We start from the raw sequence: 18,761 nt of genomic DNA on the forward strand, positions 1-18,761 counted from the left end.
GAAATCCGCCGTTTGCAGTAAAATAGGCATAGAAAAAGGGCACTGCTGATGGGCGGCCGCCCCTAACGCTATGACAGAGAGATTCCCCGCCTACGATTTGGAGCGCAAGGCGGGGTTTTCTCATTTATCTTTTCACTGATAGAATCAGTATGGTATATACTATGAGAAATGATAGGAACTCATAGGTATCCATATATATTCCCCCTTTCGGGGGCGAGAAAAGGCGTCCCTCATGGGGTGAAGCCGCTTCAGATTGGCTTAGGTTTTTTGTCCTATCGAGGAGACAAACCAGACGCATAGCGGTGGCTATGTGGAGGATTTGTCGACGACGAGAGGGCACAAAAGATAAGTCAAGATGAGTGGCTGATTCCATGAGGGACGCCTAACCGCCTACCGTATTTGATAGCAGTGCCTTTTTCCATTATAACAGACGAACATATGTTGTGCAAGTGAGGAACCGATATGATTATCTCTTGGGACGAATACTTCATGGGCGTTGCCATCTTCTCCGCCTACCGCAGCAAGGATCCGCACACACAGGTCGGCGCGTGCATTGTCAACGAGGACAAGCACATCGTCGGCGTCGGCTACAACGGCATGCCGAACGGCTGCGACGACAGAGAGTACCCGTGGGGGCGGACGGGCGAATTCGCCGAGCAGAAATACCCCTACGTCGTGCACGCGGAGCTGAACGCGATCCTCAACGCGAGCACCTCGCTCAAGGGGTGCCGTATCTACGTGTCGCTCTTTCCGTGCAACGAGTGCTGCAAGGCGATCATCCAGAGCGGCATCCGCGAGGTCATCTACCTATCGGACAAGTACGCCGCGACCGAGGCGACGAAGATCTCCAAGCGGATGTTTGACTCTGCGGGCGTTCGCTGGCGCCGCATGGAGACGGATCTCGACGAGGTGCCGGTGAAGTTCGAGGTTGTGAGTTAAACGATCTGAATGCACAAACAGCACTCTACGCAAACGCCTCGTTACGCAAGCGGTCGCGTTCTCGTTCGCCTAAATACCTGCGGACTTCTTAAACGCGCTTCGCTTGAACGAAAGAAATCCGCAGGGGGCGAGTCGAACGCTATTCTCCGCTTGCTTCACTAGGGTTTGCGTAGAGTGCTGCATGGCAATATGATTACAGCGTATCAAACATCGAGATAATACAAAGATAACATATTTTATGTGATATAATCCAAAGGAATCCTGATGTGAATACCTCTACAGATTATGATATCATCGTGATTGGCGCCGGGCATGCGGGCGTCGAGGCGGCGCTTGCGGCGGCGCGCATGGCTCGGCGTACCCTCATCGTCACACTCTCGCTGGACAATATCGCGATGATGCCGTGCAATCCGTCTGTCGGCGGCCCCGGCAAGAGCCACCTCGTCCGCGAGATCGACGCGCTCGGCGGTGAGATGGGGATTGCGGCGGACAGGGCGAGCATTCAGAGACGCCTGCTCAACACAGGCAAGGGGCCTGCCGTCCATTCCCTTCGCATGCAGTCGGACAAATTCCTCTACCAACGTATCATGAAGGAAACCGTCGAGAATACGGCGAACCTCGATGTGCGGCAGCTCCTCGTCACGCAGCTCCTCACCGAGGGGAATGCAGAGGGAACACGCGTCACGGGGGTTCTCTGCGAGACGGGGGAGCGCATCACGGCACGCGCAGTCATCCTTGCAACGGGCACATATCTGCGCGGGCGCATCATCCTCGGCGAGACCATCTACGACAGCGGGCCGAACGGTCAGCGCCCTGCGATGGCGCTCTCGGACTCGCTCCGCGCGCTCGGGCTGAAACTCATGCGCTTTAAGACGGGCACACCCGCGCGCGTTGATCGCCGCACGCTCGACCTCACAAAGACCAGCGTACAGGAGGGCGATCCGACCGCGCCCGCCTTCTCCTTTCTGACCACGGAGATGCGCGCGGAGCAGACGCCCTGCTACCTCACCTATACGAACGAGGCGACGCATGAGGTCATTCGCGCGAACCTCCACCGCGCACCGATGGCGAACGGCGTCATCGAGGGGGTGGGACCGCGCTACTGCCCGTCCGTCGAGACGAAGATTGCGCGCTTTCCGGACAAGGAGCGCCATCAGCTCTTTCTCGAGCCTGAGGGACTGCATACGAATGAGATCTATGTGCAGGGTATGTCCACCAGCCTGCCAACGGATGTGCAGGAGGCATTCCTCACGACCATCCCGGGACTCGAACACGCACGCATCATGCGGCCTGGCTATGCCATTGAGTACGACTGCCTTGACCCACTGCAGCTTACTCCGACACTCGCCGTCAAGCACATTGCGGGACTCTACTCCGCAGGACAGGCAAACGGTACAAGCGGCTACGAGGAGGCGGCGGCACAGGGACTCATCGCAGGTATCAATGCCGCACGGGAGATCACGGGCGAGGAGCCGCTGATCCTGCGCCGCAGCGATGGCTACATCGGCGTCCTCATCGATGATCTTGTGACGAAGGGGACGGACGAGCCGTACCGCATGATGACAAGCCGCGCCGAGTATCGCCTCATCCTGCGGCAGGACAATGCCGATCTGCGCCTCACACCGATGGGACGCTCCATCGGCCTTGTCAGCGATGAGCGGTGGGCACGTTTTACGGCGAAGCGGGATGCGATCGAGGAGACCCTGCGCCTCCTCGATTGTACGAAACTCAGCCCGAGCGCCGAGACCGAGGCGCGTCTTGCGGAGGCAGGACTGCAGCCCCTGCGCGTGCCGATGACGCTCCGCGCCCTCCTTTCGCGTGAGGGGCGCTATGATGTGCTCGCCTCCCTCTTCGACCTCCCCGCACTTGCGGCGGATGTCAAGGAGGAAGTCGAGATTATGGCGCGGTACGACGGCTATATAAAAAAGCAGCAGGAGCAGATCGCGCGTATGGAGCGTCTCGAGAGCCGCCGCATTCCCGAGGGGCTCGACTACAGCGCCATCACGAGCCTGCGCCTCGAGGCGGCGGAGAAGCTTGCCGCCATCCGCCCGCGCTCCATCGGACAGGCGGCGCGCATCAGCGGCGTTTCGCCCGCCGACATCTCCGTCCTGCTCGTTTATCTGGAGAAGGAGCGGCGGACACAATAATTTCAGCATATAAAAAGCACCTGCCTTTGTAGGACAGGTGCTTTTTTGTTGTCCCATGCCGCACGCAGCATTCTATGTGTTGGGACAGAAGTCCAAGCTTTATGCCGTTGACTTGGAGAGGTTTCAATGCCGCACGCAGCATTCTATGTGTTGGGACCTGGATATGGCAACATATTTGGAGCGGATCTCTAGTTTCAATGCCGCACGCAGCATTCTATGTGTTGGGACTCTGTCGTCCCCAGCCCTTGTCCCATCTGGGCTGAGAAGCCGTTTTGGAAAGTCGTCCGTTTTTCGCGCTGATTTTGCTGCCGAAACGCACTCTCCGAACGGAAAATCGCGTGGCAGATCACCTCTACTCCTTGTGCGGCGCGGTCTGCGCCGTTTTGGAAAATCATAGCGGTAGAATGCGGCTTGCACGCCCCTGCGGATCATTTTCCACTTTTCGCTTCGATCACGATTATAGCATAGATTTCTGCACTTTTCAATGGGGCGCTTCGTACGGGTTTACAGCAGTGCAATCAGCCTCTCCACATCCTCCTCCCGTGTCGCCCAGCTCGTGGCGATGCGCATGACGGTCGTATCGCCCTGTTTCTCCCAGAAGCCCATCGCGACGTGTGCAGAGAGATGGGCGAGCTGCTCCGGGGTGAGGGAGAGGAAGATCTGATTCGTCGGTGCGTCGGAGGCGAGCCGATAGCCCTTCTCCGTGAGCGCCGCGCGGATGCGGTCAGCCATGGCGATCGCGTGCGCGCCGCCGCGCTCATAGAGGCCGTTCGTGAAGAGCATGTCGAACTGGATGCCGAGCACGCGTCCCTTCGCCAGCAGCGCGCCGCTTTGCTTGACGATGGTGAAGAAGTGCGGCACGGTATCAGATTTCGGGAAGACGACCGCCTCGCCGAAGAGTGCACCGCATTTCGTCCCGCCGATGTAGAACGCATCGCACAGGCGCGCGATGGCGGGGAGCGTCAGCTCATTCGCAGGGCAGCCGAGGGCGTATGCAAGCCGCGCGCCGTCGAGAAAGAGCGGAATCCGATTCGCGCGGCAGATGGCGCTGATGACCTCAAGCTCGTCCATCGTGTAGAGTGTGCCGTACTCGGTCGGATGCGAGAGGTAGACCATGCCGGGGCGCACCATGTGATCGCGGTTTGCGTCCTCGTGAAAGGTGCGTAGACACTCCTCGATGGCGCGTGCAGTGAGCTTGCCGTCCGTGTGCGGGAGGGCGAGCACCTTGTGACCGCCGCACTCGATTGCGCCCGCCTCGTGCACGGTGATATGCCCCGTATCGGCGGCAATGACGCCCTCATAGGGGCGCAGCAGCGCCGAGATCACGATGCGGTTGACCTGCGTGCCGCCCGACAGGAAGTGAATCTCTGCGTGCGGTGCGCGGCACATCTTGCGGATCTTCTCCCGCGCCGCCTCAGAGTATTCGTCCAGTCCATAGCCTGCGGTCTGATCCATGTTCGTCTCGATGAGGCGCTGCAGGATCTCCGGGTGCGCGCCCTCCATATAGTCCGAGCCGAACGAAAGCATTCCATTCATCATATGTCCTCCCTTTGTATTTTTATAGTAGCGAAAAAGCCGCGCAAATTCAAGGGAAATTGTTAAGGACACCGCTTTTTCTCCGATAGAAATGGTAAGGAAAAGAATTCACGGCAGGAAGCGCGAAGGGAGGGACATGAATGGAGCTGGAGAAAATCTTTGGCAGCCGTGCCATTACGGCGAACGCGCCTGCAAAAACGAAGGCATCCAAGACAGAGGCGGTCGATGAGACGTTTGCGCGAATGCTGCAAAATCTGAAAGAGTCGAAATCTGCGGATGCACGTGAGCGTGAGGAGGGCGATACCGTCATCACGCGCGTGCTCGCGGACGGCTCGGTTGTCACGCAGATCTATCAGGGGAATAAGCTCATCGCCCAGACGATGACGCGCGGCGCGCACCCTGAACGCGGCAAGGCGGTCATCACCGAGCGCATCGAAAAGCTGAAGCCGAACACGCTCGAGGAGTCGGCGGATCCGCTGCTCGCGTCAAAGGCGGCACAGGCGTCCGTCGCAACGGCAGGGCTCGTCAGCGCGATGCTTTAGCATCTTGGACTGCCGCAAAAAAGGGGTGTTGCACGAGTCAAAACGACTTCGTGCAACACCCCTTCGTTATGCTTTTGTTCGTGTTGTTCAGACGCTCAAAGCGCCCCTTCCACCGCTCCGCGGTTCCCCTCCCCCGTGTCGCACGGGGGAGGCTTTTCATTACGGCATATTTTAGAATCTCCAGTCCAGTCCTGCCTTGAAGGTGACGCCGCGCTGCTTGCCAGCCCAGCCCTCGACGCTGAGGTCGGCGGTGGCGCGCTTGCTGAGGTTCGCGCGGTAACCGAGCTCAAGGCTGCCCGAGAGACCCTTGAGCGAAGGGCTTGGCGTATCGTAGGAGAAGCCGCCCGTGTGGTATGTCGCCCCCGCATCGCCCTTGAACTCGTACTGAAGGGAGGTGCCGAGGATGAGCGCGCCGCTCCCCTGTGGGATCGTCCAACGCGCGCCCGTGCGCAGACGGTGGCTCTCGACGGCGTGGAAGTCGTAGCTGTCGCCCGTCGAGAGGGTCGCGCTCGATCCGTTCTGCCGCGTGTAGAAATAGCGGAGATAGAGATCGCGCTCGGTGCCGTTTGCGGCCTTTGCCGTGTGGCCGACGCCGAGATGTGCGCCGATGTAGTTCGCGTCCGTATCGTAGGATGCGCGGCGCGTGATCCCTCCGACGGGAAGGTCTGCCTCGTAGTCCGTGCTCATGCGGCCAAAGCGCAGGCTGCCCTCGTAGAACATGCCGCCCTTCTTCTCCTGGCGCAGGAAGGCGCCGCCGCCGACGTAGTGGGTATTGCCCTCACCATGGGTGCCGTCGTCGAGGTAGGAGTCGTAGCTGCCGCGTCCGTACTCGACGATGGGGCCGAAGAGGATGCGGTCATCACCGCGCATGACCTCGCGGGAGAATCCAACGGCGAGATTCATGCCGCGGACGTTGACGTGCGAACCGGTCTCGTGGCGCAGGCTCGATCCGCCGACGGCAGCAAAGGGGGCGAATCCGCTCGCTCCTGCAGCCTCTGCCGAGGCGATTGTCATGCCGCCGCCCGCGATGAGATCGCCGCTCGCGCCGAGGAATGCGGCAGTCCCCGTCATGGTCTCAGCAAGGGACTTCGTGTTCTCATGCAGGACAAATCCGTTATTGCCGGGGGTTGGATTTGGATTCGGGTTGGGATTCGGGTTGGGGTTCGGATTTGGATTTGGATTCGGGTTGGGGTTTGGGTTCGGATTCGGATTTGGATTCGGGTTCGGGTTCGGGTTCGGGTTTGGATTTGGATTCGGGTTGGGGTTCGGGTTGGGGTTCGGATTGGGATTCGGGTTCGGATTCGGCGTTGGTGTTGTACCCCCGTCGATGGCGCTGCCGTCGACCTTCACCACGAGCTCCTTCTTATTGTTCGTTACGCCCATCTTTGCCGTTCGATGTCCCGAGACGCCCTCGTAGACGGTCATCGTGGTCGCGGCGTCCGTATCGATCTGCGCGTTCTCTGTATAGAGGAGGCGGAGGCGGTTCGCTGTGCTGCTCCCCGGCATGTACGCCTCGAGTGCGGCGCCGTTGAGGTTCGTATTCGTGCTCCCCGTGACGCGCAGCATTGTGTCGTCCGCAGTCATGCCTGCGGGCACGTAGAACGCAAGCCGCTGAAAATCCGCAATGCTCTTGGCTGTGATCCCCTTGGTCTCGCGCACGATGAGTGCATTGTTTTCCCGTGTCACATTTGCCGCCGTAGCCACGCCGCCGTGGAGGTGTGCCGCGCTGAGATCGGGAGCCCCTGAGATCTCGACGATGTTGCCGCGCGCAATCGCCGTTGTTCCCGCAGAGCCGTCCGTCGTTGCACGCCCGCCATAGATCGCGTCCTCATATTTTCCGCCGCTGATATGGAGCTCATTGCTCTCTGCGGCAGCGACTGCCGTATTGCTGCTCGATGCGGCACTCGCATCACCGCCGTAGACAGGCTCCTCGAAGGTGCCCGCGCTGAGCGTCAGGATATTGCCGTCCGCAGTTGCCGTGGACGCGGCAGATATCCCCTTCGCAATCGCCCTACCGCCCCTGATCTCTTTCCATGCGGCGTTCGTGGGGCTGAGTGTGACGCGGTTTGCGTTTGCCGTCGCAAGGTTTGTGCCCGCGCCGTTCAGGACAGTTGCAGAGCCGCCTATGACATTGCGCCCGTCCAAATAGCTGCCGCCCGTGATGGTGACGACGTTCCGATCTGCCGATGCTGTCCCGCGTGCGCCCGAGGCGTTGGCATAGGCTGAGCCGCCGATGTAGCCGCCGTTGTCACTCAATAAATTCTTGAGAGTGACGCTGTTCACGTCCGCGTGCGCCTCTGCTGCGCCGTTCCCCGTCTCGGCTCGGGCAAAGCCGCCCTGCGCGGAGAATCCATGCGTGAGCGTGCCGCCGTCGATCGTGATATCGTTGTTCGTGACGATTGTCTCCGCCACGCCGCTGTCCGTTTTGATCGAGCCGAAGCCGCCGCCGAACACATAGGAGTATTTGCCGCCCGTGCCGCTGATGTCGTTGTCATCAACCGTCACGCTGACGCGCGTGGCAGTCGTTCCGATGAGATCGACCGAGGCGGCGGCGGCGTGATTGATCGCACCGCCCGTGTTGGTCACGCGGTTCCCCTTTGCCTCGGCGGTAAAGGACGTACCCGCACCCGCAGCCTTTTGCTCGATGTGCGCGCCGTAGAGGTCGCCGATCTGCGTGCCTCCCGCATCAACGAGAATTGTATTCTCATTGGTCCGATAGGTGACGGGACCTCCCTGCGTCGCATAAACGCGAATATTGCCGCCGTAGAGATGGGTCGTCTTCCCCGTCGTGAGCGTGACGGTGTTCCCGCTCGCCGTGAGCGTGGTCGCGCCCGGCGCTGTCGCGTTATTGTAGCGCTGATATTCGACCCAGCCGCCTGCGAGGAAGCCGAGCTCGTCATTGCTCCGCACGGTAAGTGTATTGCTGCTCGCCGACGCCGTGCCGTCTCCGTTATCGTGCCGCAGCTCGGCATCTCCACCGTATACCGCGCGCTGACTACCGTCCGTCACCGTGATATTATGATTGTCCTCGATTGGTGATGCAGATGCGTTCGTCCCTCCGAGTACCAGTCCTGCCGCGATCAGTGCGCCGAGGCCTCTGCGCGTGTGTTTTCCGTGGCTCCTCATAAAATTGACTCCTTTCGCTAATCCCGCTCACCTATACACTAATCTGGAACAAATGAACGAAAACCTATCTATCTATTTCATAACATAATCCATAGAGGGGGTAAATGAGATAAAAGGAGGAGGTGGATCGGGACTTCCTTGGCCTTCTTCGGATAGTGTGGGCGTAGTATTAAATATCAAATCGGATCATTTGTGCAAACCGTTCTGCAGACGCATATTTGACAATGTGTTTCGCATTTCTTAGAGTTTCGCGCAAACGAATAGGACTGTAGTGCGATATGACGCAATACAGTCCTATTTTGACGCATTAAATGTTATTGAAGAAAGATGATTTTTTCCTGAAAGGATCATCTGTATCCGTTACAGACGGTCCGTCTCGTACTGGTGCGTGCGCACCTCGTTGTATGTGGGCGGGATGACGACCGTGCCCGTGTGGTCGATAAACCCCCACTTGTCGTTTATCTTCACAGGTGCAAATCCCTCGTTGAACATTCCAATCTCCGTGACTGTGCTGGGGAGGAGGAAGGGGACGCGTCCCGTCTTGTCGATGAAGAAGGACTTTGATCCCTGCCGTACGGCGGCGATTCCGTCGGTGAAGTCGTGTACTTCGTCGTATTTTGGTTCGATGACGACCGTGCCCGTACGGTCGACAAAGCCCCACTTGTCGCCGTCCTGCACTGCCGCGCGATCGTCATAGAAGAAGTGGATGCCCTTATATTTCGGCTCGACGACGTAAGCACCCTTCCGATCGACGATACCCCATTTGCTCTTGACGCGGACAAGCGCAACGCCGTCCATGAAGATGGAGTTGTAGTCGTTCTTCGTCGAGATGATCTCTGCGCCGGTCTTGTCGATGTAGCCGCGCTTGACCTTCTCGCCGATGAGATCGGTACCGACCCCGAACGTCGGCACGCCCGTGGCAAAGGAGACGGCACTGGTGAGGAAGCCGCCGAGCAGTCCGACCTTGACTTCGCGGCGCACCTCGGCGAGCCCGTTCTCAAACGGCATGACGTCGCTGTAGCGCGTCTGGATCACCTTTGCGCCCGTCTTGTCGATAAATGCGCGGTACTTCTTTTCCTTCACCATTGCAAGCCCGTCCTGGAAGTCCCAGACGTCTCCGGGGCGGTACTGCGGCTGGATGACCATTGTGCCGGACTTGTCGATAAAGCCGATCTTCTTCTTGATTTCGACGCGGCTCAGTCCTTCCTGAAAACCGCCTGCCCAATCATAGGCGGCAGGAATGACTAACGTCCCCGTGGTATCGATGAACCCGTACTTCCCGCTTGGTGTTTTGACGGGAGCAAGCCCCTCGGAGAAGGAATACGCCGCATCGTACACATCGTTCGTCAACAGACTGCCGTCGCGGCGGCAGAAGACATACTTCTTGTCGGGGCGCTGTACGCAGGAAATTCCATCGTTGAATGAGCCGACTGCGAGGTTCTCGACGGGCAGGATCTGTTTGCCCGCCGTATTGTACGCGCCGACCTTGTCCTTTGCGTCGCTGACAATGATGACATCCGCAGACAGCGGCTGTATGGTCTTGTAGATGGCGGGGACGATGAGCGTTCCGTCGAGGCGGACGATGCCCCATGTCTTGCCCTGGCGGACGGCGACCGCGTCCGCTGAGTAGGAGGCGATCTCATCGTACTCCGCCGGGATGGTGAGGCTGCCCGAGGGGGCGACGGCGCCCCACTTCTTGCCCACGCGGACAACGGCGATCGGTTTGGAGGACTGCAGTGCAGGGGTGGAGGTGCCGACCTGCGTCTGCGCGGCGGACATCGCCTGCGCTGCGGCGGGTGCAGCCTGTTCCTCTGCCGCAAATCCTGCGGGCATCGCACAAAGTACACCCGCCGCCGTCGTTGCGGCGATCATCCCGCGCAGCTTCTTGTGTTTTGTCATGGGGTCATCTCCTTTGAAAATATATCATTATACAATACTTATACTTCGCTCAGCAGTTCCCACGATGGACGTGCCGCAGGTGACGGCGGGCAATGACAGCAAGACGGTCGATGGCGGCAATCGGTGTTGGTGGTGTGCTCATGCGGTGACGCGGGAAATAGCGGCTGATGTGGAGCGGGAGGTCGGGCGAGAGGGTGGAAAGCCAGTGCGCTTCCTCGTCCATGTCCTCGGTGCTGTCGTTCATCGTGGGGACGACGAGGGTTGTCACCTCGACGTGCACGCCGTGGGCGACGGCGCGTGCGATGGTCGACTTCACCGCCTCCAGATCGCCGCCGAGCCGCCGATAGGTGTCCGTGTGCCATGCCTTCAGATCTATGTTCATCGCATCGACGTGCGGCAGGAGGCGCGCGAGCGGCTCCGTGCAGATCATGCCGTTCGTCACGAGCACCACCTTCAGCCCTGCCGCGTGTAGAAGGGGCGCGGTGTCCATGATGTACTCATAGCCGACGAGCGGCTCGTTGTAGGTAAAGGCAACGCCGATATTGCCGCGCGGCTGATGCCGCAGCTCCTCGGCGAGTGCGGCGAGCTGCGCGGGCGACACGTTCTCCGTCTCAATCGAGGTGTCCGCCATTGCGATGGAGGCGTTCTGGCAGAAGGGGCAGGCAAGGTTGCAGCCGAAGCTGCCGACCGAGAGGATGAAGCCGCCGGGGTGAAAGTGATACAGCGGCTTCTTCTCGATCGGGTCGAGTGCGAGTGAGGTCAGCCGCCCGTAGTTCTTCGGGCGGATGGTGCCGCCAATGTTCGCGCGTGCACGGCAGAAGCCCGTCTCGCCCGCGTCGAGGCGGCAGGCATGGGGGCAGAGGCGGCAGGTCACTAGGGCGGCGTTCATTTCAGACGTGCCGCGTCACTTCAAAGCGCCAGATACGGATGGCGGCGTCCTCGGGGATGCCGCCCTTCTTGCGTGCAATGCGCAGCTGCTCCTCCACCGTGTCGACGCCCGCGAGATCGGGCAGGAGCAGCCCCTTGCGCCCGCGTGACTCGACAATGACGCCGTATCTCTTCGCATCGAGATCGTCCGCACTGTCCACGAGCTCCGGCTCCGTCAGCACATCGACGGAGTAGACGAGCTCATCCAGTTCGTCTGCGCGTACGGGCGGGAAGCGCGGGTCGCGCAGGGCGGCGGAGGCGGCGTTCTTTATGATCTCCTCCGCAATATTCTTCGCTGTCGGCTCGAATGTCCCGATGCAGCCGCGCAGTTCCCCGTCCTTCTTGAGCGAGACGAAGACACCCGCGCGCTCTGCCATCTCGGACGGAAGTCCCTGCGGGCGTGCAGCGGGTTCACCCGTACGGACAATGGTCTCAATCGCGTGCCGTGCGAGTTGCACATAGTCATCCTCAGCGGCACGCCGTTCCTCGCGTGCACGCTTCTCGAGGATCTCATAGCGCTCGGCAAAGCTGCGGCGCGCATCCTCGCGCGTCACCTTGCAGGAGACAACGCCATAGCCGACGCCGAACGGCCCCTGATAGGAGAGCTTCTTGATCTTGAGCGCCTTTGCATCGAGTGCACCCGCCATCATCCAGAACGAGCGCAGACCGCACTCTGCCGCCGCCTGATAGAGCGCGGGGGCTATGCGCAGGAGCTTGAGGAAGTCGCCCTCCTCGAGATACTTCATGCACGCCTTGTCGAACCGCGGTCCCTCGGGCGCAAAGCCATAGGGTCCCTCGGGCGTCAGCTTGTGCGAGAGGTCTCCGCTCGCGATGAAGACGGCGCGGCGTCCGAGCGTTTCGACCACGCGTGCAATACACTTGCCGAAGTTGTAATGCGCGAGAGGCGAGAGCCCCGAGATGCCGACGCGCAGGAGGCGAAAGTCGCGCGTATATGCGTGCAGGAAGTGCAGGGGGATCATGACCCCATGATCGAGCGCGGCATTTCTCCCGCCGACGGGCCCCGCCTTGATGCCCTCCGCCGCAGCCACGGACGCAAGCTCCTTTGCGAGCACGCTGTCATAGCGTGCTGTCACCGCGACCTCGGGCGCACCGAACTGACCGAAGCTGCCCGACGCCTCCTCGCCCGGTGCGATGTGGAAGTAGTCTGCGTACATGACCGTGTGCGGGCTCACGACGATGATCGTATCGGGGGCAAAATCCGCTGCCTCCTTCATCGCACGCTCGTAGGCATTTACCGTCAGCTGAATCTTCTTCTCCTCGCCCCGCCCGACCTCGGGGATGATGAGCGGCGGATGGGGGACGACATAGGCTGCAAGGATTGACATAGGACAACCTCCTTACGGAATTCTATATGTCTATTGATTCGCCACATGATGAAAAAGCCCTTCATGATTTTAATATGAGAGAGGATTTTGCGTTTTGTTGTCGAAAAAATCAAAGAGATTTTAACATCTGCAAGGAGGATGAGAATGATGGGGAAGAGAATTGTCGGGCTGGTGGCTGTGCTCGTACTGGCGTTTTCGGCAGTTACTATGGCTGCGGGCGCGAACCAGATCAATCGGGACGATCATGTCCTGCAGTACAATGAGATCGCGCTCGGCGGCATCATGGTCGGGATGAAGCGCGCACAGGTCGAGGCGATCTACGGTGCGCCGACCGAGCGCACGGAGCCGGCGAAGAGCGCGGCACTCGATGAGATGATGGATCGCTATACGTACGGCACGTCGTTTCAGGTTACATTTGTCGGCGATACGGTCATGTATATCAATACGAGTGCGCACAACGGGATTGCAACACCGGCAGGCGTGACGGTTGGCGACCCGGCCGACAAGATCACCCGCACGTACGGCAAGCCGCAGCGCTATACGCGCTATGAGAGCGGCGAGGAGAGCTTCGTCTACCGCGATCCGTACGATATTCACATCGGATTCAGTGTGGAGAAAGGCCGCATCACGCGCATCGGCATTGTCGGGTACGAATAATCGTGCATATGCGAACACAGCCTACATTCCGTCCGATTATGGACAGTATGTAGGCTGTTTTATGTGAAGAATTCACTGCCAGAGGATGGCAATGACGAGAGCGGGGAAGAAGTTCGCGACGCGGATGTGCGGCAGACCGAGGAGGTTCGTGCCGACGCAGAAGATGAGGATGTTGCCAATGTAGCTGAGATTCGCGAGTGCTGCGGGTGTTATGATGGGCTCGATCGCGCCGGCCACGAGGAAGATCGCGCCCTGAAAGAGTCCGACCGAGACCGCCGAGAAGATGCAGCCGCGCCCGAGCGTCGCGGTGAGGAGCATGACGACAACCGCATCGAGGACGCTCTTGGCAAAGAGCACGGACGGGTCGTCGAGCAGGCGGTCGTTGATCGAGCCGATGACCGCCATGGCACCGACGCAGACGGTCAGCGAGGCGGTGACGAAGCCGTCGATAAAGCGTGCATCGCCGCTGCTGCCAGACACACGTTTCAGCCACGCGCCGAACGCCTCCATGCGATCCTCGATGTTGATGAGCTCGCCAATGAGTGCGCCGCCGATGAGACTGGCGAGCATCATATGCGCGCCGCCAAAGATGAGCTGCCCATCTGTGCCGATGCGCAGCATCTCCCGCAGCGTTCCGCCGAGCCCGAGGAAGATCACCGCGAGCGCGCACGCGCGCATGAGCGTCTCTTGAAAGCGCTCCGAGATGAAGCGCCCGCACCCGAGCCCGAGGAGTCCCCCGAGCAGGATGGCGACGACGTTTGTAATGATTCCGATGCCCGGCATATTGCGCCCCTCCGTTTCAGTTCATTGAAAGGTTCATTGTACCCTATTTATCTGCATATGTAAAATGGGGAGAGGAAACACAGATCAACAGCGGGTCAGCAAAGGCGTGGCAGCGCGAAAAATCCGCACACGCGCATCGGTATCGTCAGGGACGAATAGGGCGCTGTACGTACTCATGAAAAACAGCCTCATCATGCAGATGATTACATGGTGAGGCTGTGTGCTTTCTCAGGCCTATTTCTGGCGCATGGGCAGCGCGCTGCGCATTTTCTCAACGATCGTGCGGCAGGTGTCGGTGATGCCCGCCCAGTCCTGCGCCGCGACGAGCTTCTCCGGTGTCATGAAGCTGCCGCCGATTGCCGCGACGTTCGGCAGGGCAAGATAGTCGATCATATTCTCGAGGCTCACGCCACCCGTCGGCAGGAAGCGCACGTCGGCGAACGGGCCTGCGAGCGCCTTGAGCGTCATTGTACCGCCATATGCGGCGGCGGGGAAAAATTTGCAGAGGCGGATGCCGTATGCGTATGCCCCCTCGATCTCGCCCGGCGTGACTGTTCCTGGGATCACATCGATATCGTGTGCAAGGCACCATTCAATGACGCCAGGATTGTACGCGGGCGTCACAATGTAGGTCGCACCTGCATGGACGGCTGCAGCCGCCTGCTCTGCCGTGTGTACCGTGCCCGCGCCAACGATGAGATTCGGGATCTCCTTCATCGCGCGGATGATGTCGAGGCAGGCATCCGTGCGGAACGTGACCTCGGCGACGGGAATGCCGCCCGCAGCGAGCGCTTCGCCGAGCGGCTTTGCACACGCAGCATCCTCAAGCACGATGAGCGGCACGAGGCCGATCTCGGATATGGTCTTCAGTTGTTTACTCATGAGCAGAATCCGCCTCCTTCATAAATGTCTCCAGCGCCGCCCGTGTCGGCAGCCCCTCGTTGTCGCCGCGGCTCATGACCTGGATCGCCCCGATCGCCGCCGCGCGCCGCACGGCATCCCGCAGTGGCAGATCCTCCATCAGACCCGTGATGACGCCTGCGGCAAAGCCATCACCCGCGCCGACCGTATCGACAACCTTGCGCACGCGGAAGCCCGGTACGTGATAGCGCTCTGCGCCGTCGGCGACATACGCGCCCGCGCTGCCGCATTTCGTGATGACGATCTGCGCGCCCTGCTCCTGATAGAACGTGGAGATGGCGGCGGGATCGTCGCTGCCCATAAGGATCTTCCCCTCGGCTGTGCCCGGCAGGACAATGTCCGCGCGTGCAGCGAGGGCGTTGATCGTCTCGCGCATCGTGCGCTCGTCCGGCCAGAGCTGCGGGCGTAGGTTCGGATCAAAGGAGATCGTGAGCCCCGCTGCGCGTGCGCGCTCGAACATGAGGTTCACCGCCGCGCGCGTCTCGTTCGTCAGCGCGGGCAGGATGCCCGTCAGGTGGATGTGGCTGTAGGCAGAGAAGTCGATTGCCTCCACATCCTCGGGCGCGAGCGTCGATGCGGCAGAGCCCGCGCGGAAGTAAAAGATCGGTGGATCGCCCTCGTGCACGCGCCCCTTCAGCATGAAGCCCGTGCGCCGATCCGCACTCCACGCGACGAACTCCGTGCCGATGTCGTTCGCACCCAGAACGCGGACAATGCGCTCACCGAACGGATCGCGGCCGAGCTTCGTCATGTAGGTGACGCGGTGACCAAGGCGCGCAACGCCGACCGCGACGTTGAACTCCGCGCCCGCGACAGCGAGATCGTAGCCCGACACATCCCCGAGTGCCCCCTCGCTCTGCGCGATGAGAAGCCCCATCGGTTCCCCTGCGAGAATCAGCCCTTTCATTCCGTACCTCTTTCCTATAGCGTTACCCCATCCTTGAAAATCGCGAGGTCGTGCTTGTCCAGCGCCTCGGATTTCGCGTGCGCTTTGCCGGAGGCGATGGCGAGCAGGAGGTCAAGGAAGTCCGCCGTGACCTCCTTCATCGTCTCGCCCTCGAGCAGGCGTCCCGCGCTGAAGTCGATCCAGCCCGATTTGTACTGCGCGAGATGCGGATTGCTCGCGATCTTCACCGTGGGTACGGGACAGGCAAACGGTGTGCCGCGCCCCGTGGTAAAGAGGACGATGTGCGCGCCTGCGGCCGCGAGGGCGTTCGACGCGACGAGGTCGTTGCCGGGCGCGCAGAGGAGCAGGAGCCCCTTTTCCCGCGCGACATCGCCGTAGGCGAGCACGTCCATGACGGGCGCAATGCCGCCCTTCTGCACGCAGCCGAGGGACTTGTCCTCGAGGGTTGTGATGCCGCCCGCCTTGTTGCCGGGCGAGGGGTTCTCGTCGACCTTCTCGCCGTGGCGCATGAAATACTCCTTGAACCCGTTGATGAGCTGCACGGTGTCCTTAAAGACACGCTCATCCTTTGCGCGGTTCATCAGCAGCGTTTCCGCGCCGAACATCTCGGGTACCTCCGTGAGGATGCCCGTGCCGCCTGCCGCGACGAGTTCGTTGCACGCCTCGCCGACGAGCGGGTTCGCCGTGATGCCCGAGAATCCGTCGGAGCCGCCGCATTTGAGTCCGAGCACGAGCTTTTCGATCGGCTGCGGCGTGCGTGGGATGTCACGCACCTCACGCGCGATCTCCGCGACGAGCCGTGCGCCTGCCTCGACCTCATCCTCCACCTCCTGACAGAGGAGGAACTTCACGCGGCGCCTGTCGACGGGGCCGATCAGATCGCGCATCTGCGCCATCTCGTTGTTCTCACAGCCGAGGCCGAGGACGAGTACACCGCCCGCGTTCGGATGCTGGACGAGCGCGGCGAGGTACTTCTGCGTGTTCGTCATGTCGCCGCCGAGCTGCGAGCAGCCGTAGGGGTGACCGTAGGCGTAGATGCCGTCGATCGAGCCCTCGCGATATTCCTGCGCGCGCTTCTCGATTGCCTGCGCGATGGCGTTGACGCAGCCGACCATCGGGATGATCCAGATCTCGTTGCGGATGCCGGCTCTGCCGTCCGGGCGCGCGTAGCCGTCGAACGTCTTGCCGCGCAGATAGCTGTACTGCGCAGGATCCCAGTGCGGCGCCTTCTCCGGTTCGTAGCGGTACTCGAGCAGGCTGCCGAGCTTCGATTTCACCGTGTCCGTATGCAGATGCTCGCCGACGGCAATGTCGCGCCGCGCCGTGCCGATGGGGAAGCCGTACTTGAGCACGTCCTCGCCCATGCGGATGGGGCGGATCGCCATCTTGTGTCCCGCAGGGATCGCCACCCGCGCCGTGTACGAGGCATCCCCGAGCGTGACCGTCTCGCCCGCCGTGATGTCCGAGAGCGCGACGGCGGCGTTGTCCTGCGGCTGGATTTGAAAGAGTTTTTCCGCCATCGTTACGAGACCTTCCCAAGTTCTTCGATGTGTGCCTTCGCACCGACGGCACCGATGCGCTCAAAGTGTTCGAGCGCCTTTGCCTCGAGCCCTGCGATCTTCGTCAGATCCTCGCCCCAGAAATCCTCTGCCGCGAGCGCATTGTGGACATATGCGCTGTTCGGGAGTGCCGCCCATACCGCGAGCCGCTCGAGCTTGTCCGCGTCGTCGTGGATCTCGTAGCTGTCCGCGCCGCGATGTCCAATGAGGCAGCCATTGCCCTGCTCCGTCGTGTGGTAGAATACGAGGAGCGCCGCGAGGGAGTATGTGAGCCACTTCGGGAGTTTGCCCGTGTTGGCGAGGCTGTCCTTGAACGAGGGCAGGACGCGCGCGCGCCATTTCGAGATGGAGTTGAGCGAGATGGAGAGCAGCGCGTGATGGACGAAGGGATTCTCAAAGCGCTCGAAGACCGCCGCAGCAAATGCGCGCGACTCCGCCTCGGGCAGGTGTACCGTCGGGACGATCTCGTCGTAGACGGACTGATCGAGCTGACGGCGGATGATGGGATCCTTCATGCAGTCGCCGACGTAGTCGAGCCCTGCAAGGTATGCGCCGAGCACCATCGAGGTGTGTGCGCCGTTCAGGATGCGCACCTTGCGCTCCTTGTACTTCACCACGTCGCTCGTAAAGATGGCGTGGAACTTGCTTGAGGCGAGCGGCAGCTCCTTTCCGACCGCCTCGCTGCCGATGACCCAGAGGGAGAAGGGCTCCGCCTGGTTGAGGAGTGCGTCGCGGTAGCCGAGCTCCTCCTCATAGGCGGCTGCCTCTGCGCGCGGATACCCGACAACGATGCGGTCGACGAGGGTGTCGGAGAATGTGCACGCCGTATCGAGCCACGCGGCGAAGTCTGCGGGAAGGCTCCAGAGCTTCACATACTCCATAACGCAGCGCTTCAGCTCCTGCCCGTTGTGCTCAATCAGCTCGACGGGCAGCATGTGGAGCCCCTTGTCCGCCGCGCCGCCAAAGTGCTGGAAGCGCGCGTAGAGGAACTGGGTCAGCTTCGCGGGAAACGCCTTTGGCGGGCGATCCGCAAGCGCGCAGGCAGGGTCAAAGACGATGCCCGCCTCCGTCGTGTTGGAGACGACGAAGCGCAGGGTATCGAGCTCCGCAAGCTGCATATAGGCGTCGTAGTCGGCGTATGCGCTCAGAACGCGATCGACGCATCGGACGACGCGGTTCTCCTTGTACGCCGCACCCTCCTGCTGGCCGCGCAGGCAGACGGTGTAGAGGTTCTTCTGCACGGCGAACTGAGGACGCTCGCCCGCAATGGGGATGACGATGGCGACGCTCGCATCGAGGTCGTTCTCCTCGTTCGCGACGTCGACGGCGTAGTCGACGAAGGCGCGGAGGAAGTTCCCCTCGCCGAACTGCATGATGCGGACGGGATGCGATTCGGGGCTGTAGATCTCCTGAATTTCTTTCATTGCGGCACTCTCCTTTGTTGGGCTTCATATGCGATTATGGAATGCAAT

The 18,761-nt window shown here is 60.9% G+C and carries 14 protein-coding genes; 4 read left to right on the top strand and 10 right to left on the bottom strand.

What is annotated here, in order from left to right; genetic code table 11:
• Positions 1 to 462: 462 nt before the first annotated feature.
• Both H1B31_RS02635 and mnmG read left to right on the top strand, forming a co-directional pair.
• The gene (locus H1B31_RS02635) at positions 463 to 939 is read left to right on the top strand and encodes a deoxycytidylate deaminase (protein ID WP_185980793.1); all 477 of its coding nucleotides are present in this window, start codon (positions 463 to 465) and stop codon (positions 937 to 939) included.
• A gap of 266 nt (positions 940 to 1,205) precedes the next feature.
• Positions 1,206 to 3,086 (top strand): tRNA uridine-5-carboxymethylaminomethyl(34) synthesis enzyme MnmG, encoded by a 1,881-nt coding sequence (gene mnmG / locus H1B31_RS02640; protein ID WP_185980794.1) that lies wholly within the window; start codon positions 1,206 to 1,208, stop codon positions 3,084 to 3,086.
• 504 nt (positions 3,087 to 3,590) lie between these two features.
• Here mnmG and H1B31_RS02645 read toward each other — a convergent pair.
• Positions 3,591 to 4,625 (bottom strand): threonine aldolase family protein, encoded by a 1,035-nt coding sequence (locus tag H1B31_RS02645; RefSeq protein WP_185980795.1) that lies wholly within the window; start codon positions 4,623 to 4,625, stop codon positions 3,591 to 3,593.
• Between the two features lie 137 nt (positions 4,626 to 4,762).
• Here H1B31_RS02645 and H1B31_RS02650 point away from each other — a divergent pair, with 137 nt between their 5' ends.
• On the top strand, positions 4,763 to 5,164 hold the full coding sequence (locus H1B31_RS02650; RefSeq protein WP_185980796.1) for a hypothetical protein: 402 nt from the start codon (positions 4,763 to 4,765) through the stop codon (positions 5,162 to 5,164).
• A 171-nt stretch (positions 5,165 to 5,335) separates the two neighbouring features.
• On the opposite strand, the gene H1B31_RS11360 is transcribed toward H1B31_RS02650, so the two are convergent.
• The 4 genes from H1B31_RS11360 to amrA form a co-directional block, all read right to left on the bottom strand.
• Entirely contained in the window at positions 5,336 to 8,290 is a 2,955-nt protein-coding gene (locus H1B31_RS11360; protein ID WP_226372136.1) for an autotransporter outer membrane beta-barrel domain-containing protein, read from the bottom strand.
• Positions 8,291 to 8,650: 360 nt separating this feature from the next.
• Positions 8,651 to 10,189, bottom strand: a complete 1,539-nt coding sequence (locus H1B31_RS02660; protein WP_185980797.1) for a WG repeat-containing protein — start codon at positions 10,187 to 10,189, stop codon at positions 8,651 to 8,653.
• 49 nt (positions 10,190 to 10,238) lie between these two features.
• Entirely contained in the window at positions 10,239 to 11,078 is an 840-nt protein-coding gene (gene amrS / locus H1B31_RS02665; RefSeq protein WP_185980798.1) for an AmmeMemoRadiSam system radical SAM enzyme, read from the bottom strand.
• Position 11,079: 1 nt separating this feature from the next.
• On the bottom strand, positions 11,080 to 12,462 hold the full coding sequence (amrA, locus tag H1B31_RS02670; RefSeq protein WP_185980799.1) for an AmmeMemoRadiSam system protein A: 1,383 nt from the start codon (positions 12,460 to 12,462) through the stop codon (positions 11,080 to 11,082).
• A gap of 144 nt (positions 12,463 to 12,606) precedes the next feature.
• Between amrA and H1B31_RS02675 the strand changes: the two genes are divergently transcribed.
• On the top strand, positions 12,607 to 13,119 hold the full coding sequence (locus H1B31_RS02675; protein ID WP_226372137.1) for a hypothetical protein: 513 nt from the start codon (positions 12,607 to 12,609) through the stop codon (positions 13,117 to 13,119).
• A 72-nt stretch (positions 13,120 to 13,191) separates the two neighbouring features.
• On the opposite strand, the gene H1B31_RS02680 is transcribed toward H1B31_RS02675, so the two are convergent.
• The 5 genes from H1B31_RS02680 to H1B31_RS02700 form a co-directional block, all read right to left on the bottom strand.
• Positions 13,192 to 13,902 (bottom strand): DUF554 domain-containing protein, encoded by a 711-nt coding sequence (locus H1B31_RS02680; RefSeq protein WP_185980801.1) that lies wholly within the window; start codon positions 13,900 to 13,902, stop codon positions 13,192 to 13,194.
• A gap of 234 nt (positions 13,903 to 14,136) precedes the next feature.
• A complete protein-coding gene (gene eda, locus H1B31_RS02685; protein ID WP_185980802.1) occupies positions 14,137 to 14,784 on the bottom strand; it encodes a bifunctional 4-hydroxy-2-oxoglutarate aldolase/2-dehydro-3-deoxy-phosphogluconate aldolase in 648 nt (215 codons plus the stop codon).
• On the bottom strand, positions 14,777 to 15,730 hold the full coding sequence (locus tag H1B31_RS02690; RefSeq protein ID WP_185980803.1) for a sugar kinase: 954 nt from the start codon (positions 15,728 to 15,730) through the stop codon (positions 14,777 to 14,779). The genes eda and H1B31_RS02690 overlap by 8 nt, the downstream gene beginning before the upstream one ends.
• A gap of 14 nt (positions 15,731 to 15,744) precedes the next feature.
• The gene (locus tag H1B31_RS02695; RefSeq protein ID WP_185980804.1) at positions 15,745 to 17,250 is read right to left on the bottom strand and encodes a UxaA family hydrolase; all 1,506 of its coding nucleotides are present in this window, start codon (positions 17,248 to 17,250) and stop codon (positions 15,745 to 15,747) included.
• A gap of 2 nt (positions 17,251 to 17,252) precedes the next feature.
• Entirely contained in the window at positions 17,253 to 18,713 is a 1,461-nt protein-coding gene (locus H1B31_RS02700; RefSeq protein ID WP_185980805.1) for a tagaturonate reductase, read from the bottom strand.
• Positions 18,714 to 18,761 lie beyond the last annotated feature (48 nt).

It is taken from the genome of Selenomonas timonae, assembly GCF_014250475.1.
Lineage (GTDB): Bacteria > Bacillota > Negativicutes > Selenomonadales > Selenomonadaceae > Centipeda > Centipeda timonae.

Bases quoted from the DNA above. Each gene is read 5' to 3' on its own strand.
- H1B31_RS02690 (WP_185980803.1), bottom strand. From the start codon at position 15,730: ATGAAAGGGCTGATTCTCGCAGGGGAACCGATGGGGCTTCTCATCGCG.
- H1B31_RS11360 (WP_226372136.1), bottom strand. From the start codon at position 8,290: ATGAGGAGCCACGGAAAACACACGCGCAGAGGCCTCGGCGCACTGATC.
- eda (WP_185980802.1), bottom strand. From the start codon at position 14,784: ATGAGTAAACAACTGAAGACCATATCCGAGATCGGCCTCGTGCCGCTC.
- amrS (WP_185980798.1), bottom strand. From the start codon at position 11,078: ATGAACGCCGCCCTAGTGACCTGCCGCCTCTGCCCCCATGCCTGCCGC.
- amrA (WP_185980799.1), bottom strand. From the start codon at position 12,462: ATGTCAATCCTTGCAGCCTATGTCGTCCCCCATCCGCCGCTCATCATC.
- H1B31_RS02695 (WP_185980804.1), bottom strand. From the start codon at position 17,250: ATGGCGGAAAAACTCTTTCAAATCCAGCCGCAGGACAACGCCGCCGTC.
- H1B31_RS02680 (WP_185980801.1), bottom strand. From the start codon at position 13,902: ATGCCGGGCATCGGAATCATTACAAACGTCGTCGCCATCCTGCTCGGG.
- H1B31_RS02645 (WP_185980795.1), bottom strand. From the start codon at position 4,625: ATGATGAATGGAATGCTTTCGTTCGGCTCGGACTATATGGAGGGCGCG.
- H1B31_RS02650 (WP_185980796.1), top strand. From the start codon at position 4,763: ATGGAGCTGGAGAAAATCTTTGGCAGCCGTGCCATTACGGCGAACGCG.
- H1B31_RS02635 (WP_185980793.1), top strand. From the start codon at position 463: ATGATTATCTCTTGGGACGAATACTTCATGGGCGTTGCCATCTTCTCC.
- H1B31_RS02675 (WP_226372137.1), top strand. From the start codon at position 12,607: ATGATGGGGAAGAGAATTGTCGGGCTGGTGGCTGTGCTCGTACTGGCG.
- H1B31_RS02700 (WP_185980805.1), bottom strand. From the start codon at position 18,713: ATGAAAGAAATTCAGGAGATCTACAGCCCCGAATCGCATCCCGTCCGC.
- H1B31_RS02660 (WP_185980797.1), bottom strand. From the start codon at position 10,189: ATGACAAAACACAAGAAGCTGCGCGGGATGATCGCCGCAACGACGGCG.